This is a genomic window from Photobacterium sp. BZF1, assembly GCF_014349205.1.
In the GTDB taxonomy this organism is placed as follows: Bacteria; Pseudomonadota; Gammaproteobacteria; order Enterobacterales; family Vibrionaceae; genus Photobacterium.
This window is the reverse complement of record NZ_JACSOF010000170.1, coordinates 1-13,798: the sequence shown is the minus strand read 5'-3', so window position 1 is coordinate 13,798 and position 13,798 is coordinate 1. Positions and strand designations below refer to the sequence as shown.

The 13,798-nt window shown below is 44.7% G+C and carries 11 protein-coding genes; 3 read left to right on the top strand and 8 right to left on the bottom strand.

The genetic code is table 11. The features are described from left to right. Positions 1–470: 470 nt before the first annotated feature. The 3 genes from BIZ37_RS26125 to BIZ37_RS26115 all read right to left on the bottom strand — a co-directional run bounded on the left by BIZ37_RS26125 (position 471) and on the right by BIZ37_RS26115 (position 4,795). Positions 471–1,679: a NupC/NupG family nucleoside CNT transporter gene (locus BIZ37_RS26125; protein WP_187464008.1), complete on the bottom strand. Its 1,209-nt coding sequence runs from the start codon at positions 1,677–1,679 to the stop codon at positions 471–473. A 558-nt stretch (positions 1,680–2,237) separates the two neighbouring features. Further along, the gene (locus BIZ37_RS26120; RefSeq protein ID WP_187464007.1) at positions 2,238–4,172 is read right to left on the bottom strand and encodes a monovalent cation:proton antiporter-2 (CPA2) family protein; all 1,935 of its coding nucleotides are present in this window, start codon (positions 4,170–4,172) and stop codon (positions 2,238–2,240) included. After that, positions 4,169–4,795, bottom strand: coding sequence for an NAD(P)H-dependent oxidoreductase (locus tag BIZ37_RS26115; protein WP_187464006.1), 627 nt, complete (start codon positions 4,793–4,795; stop codon positions 4,169–4,171). Before BIZ37_RS26115 ends, BIZ37_RS26120 begins: the two co-directional genes overlap by 4 nt. Positions 4,796–5,424: 629 nt before the next feature. Here BIZ37_RS26115 and BIZ37_RS26110 point away from each other — a divergent pair. Further along, on the top strand, positions 5,425–5,970 hold the full coding sequence (locus tag BIZ37_RS26110; RefSeq protein WP_255526909.1) for a hypothetical protein: 546 nt from the start codon (positions 5,425–5,427) through the stop codon (positions 5,968–5,970). A gap of 84 nt (positions 5,971–6,054) precedes the next feature. On the opposite strand, the gene BIZ37_RS26105 is transcribed toward BIZ37_RS26110, so the two are convergent. The 4 genes from BIZ37_RS26105 to BIZ37_RS26090 form a co-directional block, all read right to left on the bottom strand. Beyond that, positions 6,055–6,822, bottom strand: a complete 768-nt coding sequence (locus BIZ37_RS26105; RefSeq protein ID WP_187464005.1) for an amino acid ABC transporter ATP-binding protein — start codon at positions 6,820–6,822, stop codon at positions 6,055–6,057. 22 nt (positions 6,823–6,844) lie between these two features. Continuing rightward, complete coding sequence (locus BIZ37_RS26100) at positions 6,845–7,942, bottom strand: amino acid ABC transporter permease (RefSeq protein ID WP_187464004.1); 1,098 nt, start codon at positions 7,940–7,942, stop codon at positions 6,845–6,847. Between the two features lies 1 nt (position 7,943). Then, a complete protein-coding gene (locus BIZ37_RS26095) occupies positions 7,944–9,218 on the bottom strand; it encodes an amino acid ABC transporter permease (RefSeq protein WP_187464003.1) in 1,275 nt (424 codons plus the stop codon). A gap of 117 nt (positions 9,219–9,335) precedes the next feature. Further along, a complete protein-coding gene (locus BIZ37_RS26090) occupies positions 9,336–10,376 on the bottom strand; it encodes an amino acid ABC transporter substrate-binding protein (protein ID WP_187464002.1) in 1,041 nt (346 codons plus the stop codon). 1,288 nt (positions 10,377–11,664) lie between these two features. Here BIZ37_RS26090 and BIZ37_RS26085 point away from each other — a divergent pair. Both BIZ37_RS26085 and BIZ37_RS26080 read left to right on the top strand, forming a co-directional pair. After that, complete coding sequence (locus BIZ37_RS26085) at positions 11,665–12,108, top strand: SRPBCC family protein (RefSeq protein WP_107299890.1); 444 nt, start codon at positions 11,665–11,667, stop codon at positions 12,106–12,108. Between the two features lie 145 nt (positions 12,109–12,253). Then, entirely contained in the window at positions 12,254–12,802 is a 549-nt protein-coding gene (locus tag BIZ37_RS26080) for a GNAT family N-acetyltransferase (protein ID WP_187464001.1), read from the top strand. A gap of 22 nt (positions 12,803–12,824) precedes the next feature. Here the strand turns inward: BIZ37_RS26080 and BIZ37_RS26075 are convergent, their stop codons facing one another. Further along, positions 12,825–13,316, bottom strand: a complete 492-nt coding sequence (locus tag BIZ37_RS26075) for a GNAT family N-acetyltransferase (protein ID WP_187464000.1) — start codon at positions 13,314–13,316, stop codon at positions 12,825–12,827. Positions 13,317–13,798: the final 482 nt, after the last annotated feature.

The window sequence follows — 13,798 nt, the reverse complement described above, 5'->3', positions numbered from 1 at the left end:
ATATAAAGCTATATCCTCCCCCATCTAAAATTGCCACTCAATGTGAAAACTATTTAGGTATGCCTTTTATACTTAACCATGAATTGTTGATGATTTCACATTTTTGTAGGTAAGCCCTTTTCTTTTAAGAAAAGAACCACTATTAATAGCCATTATTAAAAAAAGGAATTACATCAAAGAATGAGGGTAACATGATTAGGGCTTATGCTCGCATGTCAAAAAGCCGACCATATTTTCATTGGTTCAATGTTTTTTTGACACTTTTTGTTTTTGTACTTTGCGGCTACCAACTTCTCGCTAACGAAGAGATTATTTTCGGCTTTGGTTTTGTCTTTGTTGGCTTGATGGTCACTTTATTCGGCCAAGCATCTTCATATCGCCAGAAGTACTTAAACAACAATTAAGCAATTTGCTATTTATAAAAAAACCTCTTTCTTTCGAAAGAGGTTTTCTAAACATTGCTTTCGCAATTAAAGACTAATAAAGATACCTGCCAAGGCTGCACTCATTAAGTTTGCCAGTGTTGCAGCCAATACCGCCTTAATACCTAGGCTGGCAACATCACCACGACGCTCTGGAGCCATGACACCAATTGAACCAATCTGGATAGCAATCGAACCAATGTTGGCAAAGCCACACAGTGCAAAAGTAATGATCACCTGGCTGTGTTGGGATAGCGTCTCTTTAATGCTGACAAAATCAAGGAAAGCAACAAACTCGTTTAGGATCATTTTCTGGCCGATGAAAGCACCCGCCTGCAACATTTCAGAAGCAGGAACACCAATAACGAATGCCAATGGCGAGAACAGGTAGCCCAGCAAGCCTTGCAAGGTCAGGTGCTCGAAACCTACCCATGAACCTACAGTTTCCAGACCCGCATTCGCCATCGCAATCACACTAACAAATGCAATCAACATTGTACCGATAGCCACAGCTACCTTCATACCGTTCATGGCACCTGCAGCTAGCGCGTCAATTGCATTGCTGTGGTCACTTTTCGCCATTTCAATATCAGTCTGCTCAACCGCGACACTCTGCTCAGGGACCAGAAGTTTTGCCATCATCAAGCTACCAGGAGCGGCCATGAAACTCGCAGCGATAAGGTACTTAAGATCAACACCAAGGCCAGCGTAACCACCCAAGACACTACCGGCTACCGAAGCCATACCACCAGTCATTACTGCAAAAAGTTCAGAGCGGGTCATCTGTGGTAGGAAGGGTTTGACCAGAAGGGGAGATTCACCTTGAGAAAGGAAGATGTTACCCGTCGCAACCAAAGACTCGGCACGGCTTGTACCCAGCGCACGCTGAATACCACCACCGATCACTTTGATGATCCATTGCATCACACCGAGGTAATAAAGAAGGGAGATAAGAGCACTAATGAAGATAACGAGAGGAAGGACGCGAATAGCAAAGATGAAACCGGAAGTCGCTAGATCACCAAACAGGAACTTGATCCCTTCATCGGCAAAACCCAATACGCTAGCAACACCACCACTCATTGCCCCCAGCATTTTTTGCCCAACGGGAATATACAGAACCAAGGCAGCAAAGCTGGCCTGTAACAACAACGCCCCACCAACCGTTCGCCAGTTGATTGCTTTACGGTTTTCAGAAAGCGCGTACGCGCACAATACCAGTACCAAAATACCGGCCAAACTAATTAACAACTGCATTATTTCGTCCTGTTGCTTTGACTATGTGTTGGGAAGTCGAAAAATGAAGGTGTTACTGCCTGTAATACCAATGGGGACATCGCTCTCGGGGAGAAAGCTAAATAGGAAGGTCCTGAGCAATAACGCCCAGAAAATGTGGAATTGTCCGTCCATTTGTAAAACATACAAGTCACCTAATTAACAAGCTAAGTAATGCCGGTCCAACTCCGTGGGTCATTCACATGTCCATGGTGACAGCTTGTTAATACCAAACTGAGGATTCGTCTCTTTGGTATAAGGTGGCTGAACTCGATGGTTCTGGCCGGAAGCGGAGTATATAGAGATGTTGATCACATTAAAAACCCAAAATGGGGATATTTTTGTGATCTAGGTTTGATTGCACAATTATCCAGCAAATGTAAAAAACTGTTTCCACTCGTCAATTTCACACTTTTGAAAGCAAACGATTACTATTTTTTGCTTGCTTTCTTTTTTGATTTTGCTCTGGTATGGAAATAAAAAGCGGCCGAGTAATCAGTTACCCAGCCGCGCTCTTTTACCTATTTAATGTCGTAAAAACTAATCTTGTTCCTTTTGCATATCGGCAATCACATCAATGTAGTTTTTAGGTGGTGGTGTCCATCCCCGCTCCGATGAAGCATGTTTGTCATGCCTATCCGCTTTCATTTCTTTGCTTAATGCTTCTTCTAGTTGCATAAACAAGTCACGGTATGTGGCGTTGTATTTGTTGTCCTCGGTATTGTCTTTCCATGCTTGATAAAGAACATCCTTACTTTTGGCTTCAGTTTCGTTGAAAGTCTGCCGCAACTGCTCTGCCCGGAATGGGTGTATACCGAGATCTTTCAGCGCCTGAGTCCCCAAAGTCAACGCCGAATGGTACGTTTCGCTAATAATAAAATCTGCCCCGGCAAAGCGAAGGGCATATTGGTGGCCCCTATCGTAAGCCCTGGCCAAAATTCTTACATGAGGATAAGTATGTTTTACATACTCGGCTAACTCAACGGCACGTTCTTGGTCATCGATGGCGATGACCAGAAGCTTGGCCTCTTCAATACCCGCGGTATGCAGCAAATCTGGCCGAGTCGCATCTCCGTAATAGCTTTTGATCTTGATAGACCGCATGTTATCTATTTGGCCGGCCTCATGGTCGAGAACCACGGTTTTGACGCCGTTAGCCACCAGCAGGCGATTGATAATTTGGCCAAAGCGCCCAATACCGGCAATGATCACAGTGCCTGTTTCATCAATCTTATCTGCCTCACGTTCATTGCTCTTCTCCTGGAACTTGGGCAATACCACTTTATCGAAAAAGATAAACAAGCCTGGGGTCAGGAACATAGAAATCGCAACAACCAAAGACAGCACTTGGGCAATATCCGCTGGTAATACATGGTTTTGCATCGAGTAACTAAGTAGTACAAAACCAAACTCACCGGCCTGGGCCAAGCTTAAAGTCAGCAGGTAGCGGTCACTGCCCCTTACTTTGAAAATTAATGCCAAAATAAACAAAACGGCCGCTTTAAGGATCATTACCCCTAGAGTGATACCCAATACCATACCGACATTGCTAAACAGCACCGAGAAATCGATACCGGCACCAACGGTGATGAAGAACAACCCCAGCAACAACCCTTTGAAAGGCTCGATATTCGATTCTAGTTCATGGCGGAACTCACTATTTGCCAGCACGACACCGGCCAAGAAAGTCCCTAGTGCCGGTGACAAACCGACCAAACTCATCAAGGCTGCAATGCCGATGACCAGCATTAGTGCTGTAGCCGTGAAAATCTCCCTCAGTCCTGCATTGGCAACGAACCGAAACAATGGCCGGCTAAGAAAGTGACCACCCACGACCACAGCTGCGATTGCCCCGATGACCACCAGCGCATAAGCCCACCCGGGAAGTCCTGCAACCAGGCTTAACTCTTCATGATGATCGGCAGCCTGCTGGGCCAGTTGTTGGGCTTTTTCTACCAACTCGGGTAAAGCGAGTAGCGGGATCAGCGCCAGCATCGGGATAACAGCAATATCCTGGAATAACAAAACAGAAAAAGCATTCCTGCCCCCTTCTGTTTTGGCTAACCCTTTTTCGTTAAAGGTCTGCAACACAATCGCTGTAGACGACAAGGAGAAAATCAGACCAATAGCCAACGCCATAGTCCAGCCAAGTCCGAACATCATAGCAATTGCCATCACGATCACTGTCGTTAGGCCAACCTGCAAGCCGCCAAGACCGATCAGTCGATGTCGCATGTCCCACAGCATCCTAGGTTCAAGTTCCAAACCCACCAAGAACAGCATCATCACCACACCAAATTCAGCGAAATGCTGTATGGCTAATGTTTCCTCTCCGACCAAACCAACCACGGGGCCAATCACGACCCCTGCAATGAGATAGCCTAGTACCGACCCAAGACCTAGCCGTTTGGCAATTGGAACAGCAACAACTGCAGCACATAAATAGATAAATGCTTGGATGAAGTAAATGGTCATGCCGGCACCTCCGTGATTAACCTATCGAGATGATCATTGAGTTTGGCCACTTCTCCTGCCTGCTCAAAATCAATTCGGTCATCACGCAATGCCAGTAACAGTCGCTGCCACCCTTCTATATGTGCATCTACCCGCTTCTCTTCAACTGCTGTTCGAGCACCGAATAACGCGTAAGGCGCAAGGTATTCCATGCCCGTCAATACTGCCGTTTGCTCAAGTGGGTGCAACAGTTCACGGATGGTGTAATGATTAAAACCATCTTCGCAATAAGCATTCACCGGACCACCAGCCGTTAATGCGCAAAGAAATTTTTTACCATGTAATGCAGTACCATCGGCACCATAGGCAAAGCCATATTCCAATACGAGATCCTGCCATTCTTTTAAAATCGCAGGCGTGGAATACCAATACAAAGGGAACATGAACACCACAATGTCATGTTCAAGCAACCGTTGCTGCTCTTTATCGATGTTGATCCGGAAGGTTGGGTACTCATGGTAAAGATCAACCGTTGTCACACCATCGATACCTTGGGAAGATCGGAACAAAGGCCAATTTATCTCAGAACGGTTAGTTGACGGATGGGCAAATAGGATGAGTACTTTGTTCTTAGTCCCTGACATAAAGCTCCTCACACTGGGAAAGAAAACGACAAGCAACGGATAAACCGTGTCCCCAAAATATTTCACAAAACTGCTATAAGACAATAGCCTACATTCGGCTTATGCCCTACCTCTTTTGCATTAAGTGTAGACTGACAAATAAAAAAAGGGCGCCTGGAAGAGCGCCCGAAAGGAAGTTGTGTGCTAATTGCTTACATCGTTTCCAAGCCCGGTATCCAAGGAAAGGACGCAATGTCCTAGGGGAGGTAAAGATACCTGGCTTGTTGCCCGAAACGCATAATAACTAAAGCAATGGGTGTGCCAAGTTTCGCAGCTGGGCAATAATGAAATATCTCAACCGAACAAAGTGGCAGGATTTCAGGTGCCACATACATATGTCAGGGTTAAATGAACTAACTTTGGCGATTTAAGGCTAGTCATCACCTTTTTTATTGGGGTACATTGTCATTATCTAAATGAATTTATTGAATACCGACCTCAAACCTATCAATCAAATGATTACAAACCGTGCACTACGCACCACAATGGGTCATATGGGAGTCTTATCTACACTTGTGATGAAAAAGGACACGGTAATTTTAGGATTGTTCAAAACGGCCAACACCCGAGGATTCCAAGGCTTTTTGCTATTGAAACACGTTTCAATCTGGCTGTTTATCTCGTTGTTCATTGCGCTGCAAAGCCACGCTAAATCGGTTGTCATCCCCCAGCAGTTACTCAATCATACTGACACTTACGGCAATGTTTCGTTGCGTAACTCTGCCGAGCTCATTTTGCCTGATCCCCTCGTTATTAGAGGTAACCTGAACCTAGAAAATAGCCAGATTCGCCAACTTCCCAATACCTTAACAGTCAACGGTAACCTTAACTTGGCCTATAGCGATATAGAGTACCTACCAGCCCAGTTACACATCGGCGGTTACCTCAACCTTGCCCACTCTAAAATTGCCGCCATTAGCGAAGGGCTGCAGGTACAAGGCGATCTCAGCCTAATGGGAACACAACTGACCAAACTCCCCTCACACCTCTATGTCGGAGGGGATCTCTACCTCGCCAATTCAAGTATCACCGAATTACCAGAGTTCCTTGTGGTAAAAGGCAATATTTACCTCGGCGGCGCCACGATCACTTATATTCCCGACCAAGCTCAAATAGACGGAACCATTTTCCAATAAAGAAAAAAGGCGTCCATGAGGACGCCAAGGGAGGTTGTAACGGAAGCATCTTGTTATCGTTCGCCTTTCTCTTTGAAAAGACGATTAATGAATGATTTGCTCAAGGAAGGCTTGGGTTCTATCAAACTGCGGGTTACTAAAGAAGGCTTCAGGGTCATTCTCTTCAATGATTTCCCCTGCATCCATAAAGATCACCCTGTCGGCGACTTCTCTGGCAAAGCCCATTTCATGGGTCACACATAACATGGTCATCCCCTCTGAAGCCAATTCCACCATTACATCGAGTACTTCACGTACCATTTCCGGATCCAAAGCCGATGTTGGCTCATCAAACAACATCACTTGCGGCTGCATCGTCAGTGAGCGGGCAATAGCTACACGCTGTTGCTGGCCACCAGATAACTGCCCCGGAAACTTATGGGCTTGATCGGCAATCCTGACACGCTTTAAGTACTCCATAGCAAGCGCCTCCGCTTCCTGCTGGGGCATTTTCTTTACCCAAACAGGCGCCAAGGTGCAGTTTTCCAACACAGTTAGATGGGGGAATAAGTTAAAGTGCTGGAAGCACATGCCCACCTCTCGCCTTACCAGTTCGATATTTTTAAGATCATCGGTCAGCTCTGTCCCGGCTACCTTTATTTGTCCACGCTGATGCGCTTCAAGGTGATTGATACAGCGGATCATGGTTGATTTACCCGAGCCAGATGGGCCACAAATCACTATTTTCTCGCCCTTCCTTACATTCAAATCGATATCTTTCAGGACATGAAACTCACCATACCACTTATTGACTTTCTGTAAGCGGATCACCGAATCTTCCGATACTGACTGATAAACCGTTTTGCTATACATATTCACGACTTCCTTGTGCAAATTAATGTTTGTGTTCCGTACTCAGCTTACCTTCCAGGTAAATGCTGTAGCGCGACATGCCGAAACACATAATCCAGAAAATTAAAGCGGCAAAAACAAAGCTCTCAGTAGAAAAGCCGAGCCAAGCCGGATCGCTATTGGCTGATTGGGCAATACCCAAGACATCAAACATGCCGATTATCAGTACTAAGCTGGTGTCTTTCAGTAGAGCAATAAAGGTATTCACGATAGACGGAATACTGATCTTCAATGCCTGGGGCAAAATAATCAGCCTCATCGATTTCCAATAACTCAGCCCCAAAGCTTCAGCGGCTTCAAACTGCCCCTTTGGAATAGACTGTAAACCTCCACGGATAGCCTCGGCCATATAAGCGGCATTAAACAAGACAACCCCAATCAACGCCCTGACCAACTTATCGATTTCCGTCCCGCCTGATAGGAATAGCGGCAGCATGACCGAAGCCATGAAAAGCACTGTAATGAGCGGCACACCACGCCAGAACTCGATGTAGACCGTACTTAAGCTGCGCACGATAGGCATTTGCGAGCGACGACCAAGGGCCAATACCACACCAAATGGCAATGACACCACAATGCCGGTTAAGGCAATCACCAAGGTGATCAACAGGCCTCCCCAAAGATGGGTTTCGATAACAGGTAAGCCTGCGACGCCACCATAGAGCAGGGCTACGGATAACACTGGAAAGCCGGTTAAGGCAAAAGCAAGTAGCCATTTTTTTACTTTCGCATTGCCTAGCATCATCCCAGCAATCATGCCTAGCAACCCCAACATAAAGGCAAGGGGGCGCCAACTTTCATCGCTGGGATAGAAGCCAAACATAAATTGCTCAAACCGGGCCTGGACAAATACCCAGCAGGCACCATCACGGCTACAGTCGTCCCTGCTTGCTCCAACCCAATCTGCATCAAGGAAAGCCCACTGAAAAATACTTGCCAATGCAATGAATACACTTCCGGCAATGACACCGGTAATCAAGGTATTCAAAGCAGAAGAAAATAAGTTCTCCCTCAGCCATGCCGAAATACCCACCATTTTAGAGGGTGGAGCTTCTGAGGGTGAAAAATGAAAAACCTTCATATTATCTCTCCACCAATGCCATTTTGCGGTTATAGATATTCATCAACAGCGAGGTCAATAAACTGAACGTCAGATAGACCGCCATCGTCATTGCAATGATTTCAATGGCCTGACCGGTCTGGTTGAGTGTGGTGCCCGCAAACACCGAGACAAGGTCGGGATAACCTATCGCCATTGCCAGCGAAGAGTTTTTCACCAAATTCAAATACTGACTGGTCAACGGTGGGATAATGACCCGCATTGCCTGCGGTATTATCACCAGTTTAAGTACCTTGCCCGACGGCAGCCCCAACGCATTCGCTGCCTCGGTTTGCCCTTTACTCACTGCCGTGATCCCCGAGCGCACAATTTCAGCAATGAACGCTGCCGTGTAGATAGAAAGTGCGATTAACAAGGCAAACAACTCTGGCATCACATCAATACCACCACGGAAGTTAAACCCTTTAAGTTCGGGGTACTCGACACCCAATGGTTTACCGGCCAGGAAGAATGTGACCATTGGCAGTACAACCATGATCAATGCGCTTAAACGCCACGCGGGTATTACCTGACCGGTTTGTTGCTGGCGGTGATGTTTAAACCGGTGAATAGCGACTACGCCAATCAAGCTAGCAATCACTGATAACCCTACCCAACCGGCACCTGGATGTACCTCAAGTGCAGGTAGAAATAGCCCACGGACATTAAGGAAAACCGCATCGGCAAAAGACAAGCTATTACGAGGAGAAGGTAGTGCCTGCAAAACAACGGTGTACCAAAACAGTATCTGCAACAGTAGAGGAAGGTTTCTGAATATCTCGATATATACAGCAGCAACACGGCTCAACAGCCAGTTCTTAGAAAGGCGTGCGACCCCAATGATGAAACCCATCACCGTTGCCAAAGCAATACCCAACCCCGCCACCAAAGCAGTATTAAGCAAGCCAACAATAAAGGTGGCACCATAGGTATGGGTTTCATCATAGGGGATCAACGACATCCCAATACCAAAGCCTGCTGTTTGTCCCAGAAAATCAAACCCTGTCGAGATCCCCCTTTGCTCCAAGTTACCCAATGCATTGGTGATCGCGGTATAAATAAAGAACCCAACACTACATAACAGCAGTAACTGGAAAAATACGGCTCTCACCGATGGGTTATATACGACTCGTTTCCAACCACCTGAGGGAGGCGCTGTTTTTTCCTCAGCTGAAGCAGCTCTTGCAACGCTCTCGTTGCTGGCAGGTTTGGAATCAAGGTTAAGCGGTGAATCCAGTTCTAAATCACTTGTAGACATCTATGCACCTATACTAACAAGTTAAATCCCTGTGCAAATCAAAGTAAAAAGGATGCCAGCTCCCCAGTCTCTGCTGGCACCCTTCCCAGCCAACTTACGTTTTATTGAAATATCATGTTAGCGAACTGGTGGCGCATACATAATGCCGCCATCATTCCATAGTGCATTGAGTCCACGTGCAATTTTCAACGGTGAGCCCGTTCCGACGGTGCGTTCAAAGCTGTCACCATAGTTACCTACTTGCTTGAGTACTTGATAAGACCAATCATCGGCTAAACCCAGGCCCTGCCCTTTAGGTCCCTCAACACCCAACAAGCGCAATACGTTAGGATCAGTAGACTTTTTCATACTGTCGATATTCGCCTGATCGATACCGTATTCCTCGGCATTGACCATTACATTCAATGTCCACTTAGCGATATTGAACCACTGGTCATCACCTTGGGCGACCACGGGCCCCAGAGGCTCTTTTGAAATAACTTCAGGTAACACAACCGCAGAAGATGGGTCGGCTAATTTGATACGGAGCGCATAAAGCTGGGATTGATCGGAAGTCAGCACATCACAGCGCCCCGCTTCGAAGCCTTTCACTGTCTGGTCAGAGGTATCGAAGACCACTGGCTTGAATTTCATCCCATTAACACGGAAGTAATCCGCCAAGTTCAGCTCAGTGGTGGTACCAGACTGGATACATACCGAAGCACCATCTAATTCTTTGGCTGAAGTAATGCCCAGTTCTTTACTGACCATAAATCCCTGGCCGTCATAATAGTTAACCCCAACAAAGTTGATACCTAGGGCGCTATCACGCTGCATCGTCCATGTCGTATTCCGTGAAAGGATATCTATTTCACCTGACTGCAGTGCCGTAAAGCGCTCTTTGGCAGTAAGCGGCACGAACTGAACTTTGCTTGCATCTTTCAAAACCGCAGCAGCAACTGCCCGGCAGTATTCCACATCAATCCCTTCCCAGTTTCCTTTGGCATCGGTACTGGAAAAACCAGGTAGACCTGTACTCACACCGCACTTTAGAACACCGGCTTCTGTCACCTTCTTCAAAGTTGCTCCACTTGAAGCCTGCGCGGCTGTTGCTGCGCCCGACATCATCAACGCTGAAGCTAATAATGAAATTGAAATACCATTAACGACTTTCTTCATATTGGACATCCTGTCTACCATTAGAGATAACCTTTTGATTTATGTTGCAGTCTCAAAATTGCAACAGGCGTGCCAATATACCCACAAAGAATTAGAAAGGCTTTGAAACAGAAAAATCCACTAAGATAGATAGCATTAGAAAAAGATATAACTAATTGATAATAAAAAGAGGTGCATCTCTTTCATTCTATCATTCAGCTTTTGGGTGACGTTCACACATGGTGCGTGATTGCATCAAAAGAGGTCATCAGTTTGGCGAGGGGTATGCACCTTAAAAAGGCAGATAGGCATATTGTACTCAATAATAAGTACACTTCATTCCAGCAAATAAAGCTATCAAACAAATATATTTAGGCGTTTAGACATCTATAGGAAATAAGGGTATGCCAGCCAATCAAGCGCTAAAACTAAATACAAATGAATATTTGAATAACGAAAACGATTGCGTGAAATGTATATAGAAAACTACAGGTAATGGCTATTTGGTAAGGAAGGGGGAGTATATGCCAGAAACACTGGATCACTTGTGCCTCTGGCTGTACTGCTTTTAACCTACTTTTAAATCAAGCAATTAGCGCGAATGCGCTGCAACGACATTACTTAGATTTAGTTTTCAGGTTATTTGTTTGTGTCTGATGGTAAAACCACTGACGACGGTTACGATTTGACATAATACACCTCTCATTTTTCCTAAACGAGTAAGGTTGATATTTCTCTTTAATAATACCGTTCTTACTCATCCTATACCGCTTTACTTTATACTGAATCCTGTGACATCCATATGACAATTCAATAAAAGAAAAACGTCAATCCTCATTGTTATCCAATAGGTAATTACCTAACACAAAAGTAAAGGCATGTCTTATGCCAACTTTAGAATAACCGAGGATTTAAAGAACTGTGATGTAGCTAGAGGAGAATGACTTGACCTTAATTAACGGTTTAAGGAGCCCTGTATGGAAATTTCCACCTCTGAATAACAATCAACAGTTTCAAATATAAGAGGCTACCAAGCCTTTTGCAATACTCTTTGGCATTTTTTTTGTGATAGAAGTCATCAATTTCCGACATCAGATGCCTAATTTCAAAATAAAGTAGCGCAGGTTGCTGTTTTGACTCATTTAAATTCCAAGTTAACAGTAAATCACCTCTACAGAAAATTTTCATTAACAAGAAAAATGTATCTTTATCAATGACAGAATAGATCTTGCAACACCACAAAAACCTCATATTGACAACTCCGCAACAAGCAATAGACTGGCATAATAGTCCTCGTGGAGATGGTACTATGGGTATGTACACTATTACTTTAGAGAAAACCGCGAAAGTTCCGAAGAAAGTGCTATTCGAGCTCCTCACCGACCACGGTAACCTGGGCCGTTTCTTTAACGGTCAATACAACTTGATTAAAGAAGGTAAACCTGAGAGTAACGGTATTGGTGCTATTCGTGAAGTGTCTAACGGCTTATTTACCGTTCAAGAGCAGGTGATTGACTACAAACAAAATGAGCACCTGCACTATAAGATTATCCAAGGGGCTGCAGTAGAAGAGCATGGTGGATGGATAAAGTTTAACAGCCTAAATGCACACGATAGCATGATCCACTACCGAATTATGTTTACCCCAAAAGTGAAAGGTACAGGTTGGATAATGAAGTACCTTATTGAAAAACAAATAAAAAGAGCGTTGGACAATTTAGCAGACTATGGTGAAGATCACTGGCAACCTTGAAACAGCTTTTCCTCCAAATAACTGAATTATCATACGAATGTTCTAATTGTTTAATATTTATCCTCTAATTTGATCTGGTCGCTGTTCAAGACGGTCCAATAGGGCTTTACTAGTACCATAAAAGTGCCCAATCAAGAGGATAGCTATGCCACATCAACCATTATTAACGACTCACCGATTGCTCTTGCGCCCACTGCAGCTTTCTGACGCCAAGCGAGTTCAAGCCCTTGCCGGTGATGAACAAATTGCAAATGGAACACTGAATATCCCCCACCCTTATACCGATGGTGTTGCAGGTCAATGGATAGGTAAGCACCTTGCTGGTTGGCACAAAGGACAATCGGCAATCTACGCAATTACCTTGAAGTCATCCCAACAGTTGATAGGTTGTATCGGCCTACACAACATCCAAGACAACAAAGCGCAACTAGGCTATTGGATTGGTGTACCCTACTGGGGCCAGGGATTCTGTACAGAAGCGGCTGAGAGAATTGTTGAGTTCGGCTTCAAGCGCCTTAAGCTGGATGTTATCTATGGGCAGCATTTCAGCCGTGAAATAAATCCAGGTAAAGTGATGCAGAAAATTGGTATGAAACATGTCATGACCAAAAATGATGCAGTAAGGGTAAACATGCTCACCGAAAACATGGAGTACTACGAAATGAAGTGCCCGCAAGCACTTCCCGTTAGCTAGTTACTGACAGATTACCCATCTGTTATTCCTTAAGCCTTGCCATTTGGTACACATCCACATATTCGCCATTGCGCAAGGCATAGTTACGTGAAGTCCCCTCAATAACAAAACCCAGCTTTTCATAGAGCGCAATGGCAGAAATATTATCTGTATACACGGTCAATTCAATGCGAGTGACACCAATCCAGTTCTCTGCCATGTCAACCAGCTCTGTTAGCAGCGCCGTTCCGATCCCTTTTCCTTGATAGTCATCGTGAACCGCCATCCCAAAACCCGCCACATGCCTGCGACGAGGGTTTTGTTCAACAGCGAAACCAGCCTGACCAACGACTTTACCGTCAAGCTCAGCAAGCAAGCTGTAGACATTAGAGGGTAGACTTTCGATTCGCTGTTCCCATAGTTCCAGTGATGGATGAGGCAGCTGCAATGTTCCGCTGTAAGCATTGCGCCCAGCATAAATTTCTCGAATGGCTGGGATATCTTCTTTCTCGACATGCCTGATAATGATCGACATTGGCTTCCTCCTTGTGTTTTAAACCCAACCTTTAAAACAACATATAAACCGATTAAAAACAATTATTTATTGGAGAAAATCATCACCTACCCCGGAACATCCCTTTATAAAATCCGCTAAAAATAAGTTTATTTTATAATTGAATTATTTCGCTGATCCATTCCTTATCTGCGTCAGTATAAGGAAATTGTGTAGTGTGATGGAATTGCGGTAAATAATCGATTTTGTTTGTTTTTTCTTTACATGTCATAGCCATAGATTAAAACAACATAAATTTTGTGCATTTATCTGTAATCCAATAGCTATACTGAAAATGAGGCAAATGGGCTCGTTCACTTAAGCGATACAAACTAAGTTTTGCGAACAGCTCCATTTAATGCTCAAAGGAAAAAAAGTTTAACTGTTAACGCACTGAATTTTAAGTGAATACAAAAAAAACAATAAAACTGATGAAAGATACGATTTATAGGCGGGTCTTATAG

Coding starts and splice junctions, on each gene's coding strand:
- BIZ37_RS26090 (WP_187464002.1), bottom strand. CDS start 10,376: ATGAAGAAAGTCGTTAATGGTATTTCAATTTCATTATTAGCTTCAGCG.
- BIZ37_RS26115 (WP_187464006.1), bottom strand. CDS start 4,795: ATGTCAGGGACTAAGAACAAAGTACTCATCCTATTTGCCCATCCGTCA.
- BIZ37_RS26075 (WP_187464000.1), bottom strand. CDS start 13,316: ATGTCGATCATTATCAGGCATGTCGAGAAAGAAGATATCCCAGCCATT.
- BIZ37_RS26120 (WP_187464007.1), bottom strand. CDS start 4,172: ATGACCATTTACTTCATCCAAGCATTTATCTATTTATGTGCTGCAGTT.
- BIZ37_RS26100 (WP_187464004.1), bottom strand. CDS start 7,942: ATGAAGGTTTTTCATTTTTCACCCTCAGAAGCTCCACCCTCTAAAATG.
- BIZ37_RS26080 (WP_187464001.1), top strand. CDS start 12,254: ATGCCACATCAACCATTATTAACGACTCACCGATTGCTCTTGCGCCCA.
- BIZ37_RS26105 (WP_187464005.1), bottom strand. CDS start 6,822: ATGTATAGCAAAACGGTTTATCAGTCAGTATCGGAAGATTCGGTGATC.
- BIZ37_RS26095 (WP_187464003.1), bottom strand. CDS start 9,218: ATGTCTACAAGTGATTTAGAACTGGATTCACCGCTTAACCTTGATTCC.
- BIZ37_RS26125 (WP_187464008.1), bottom strand. CDS start 1,679: ATGCAGTTGTTAATTAGTTTGGCCGGTATTTTGGTACTGGTATTGTGC.
- BIZ37_RS26085 (WP_107299890.1), top strand. CDS start 11,665: ATGGGTATGTACACTATTACTTTAGAGAAAACCGCGAAAGTTCCGAAG.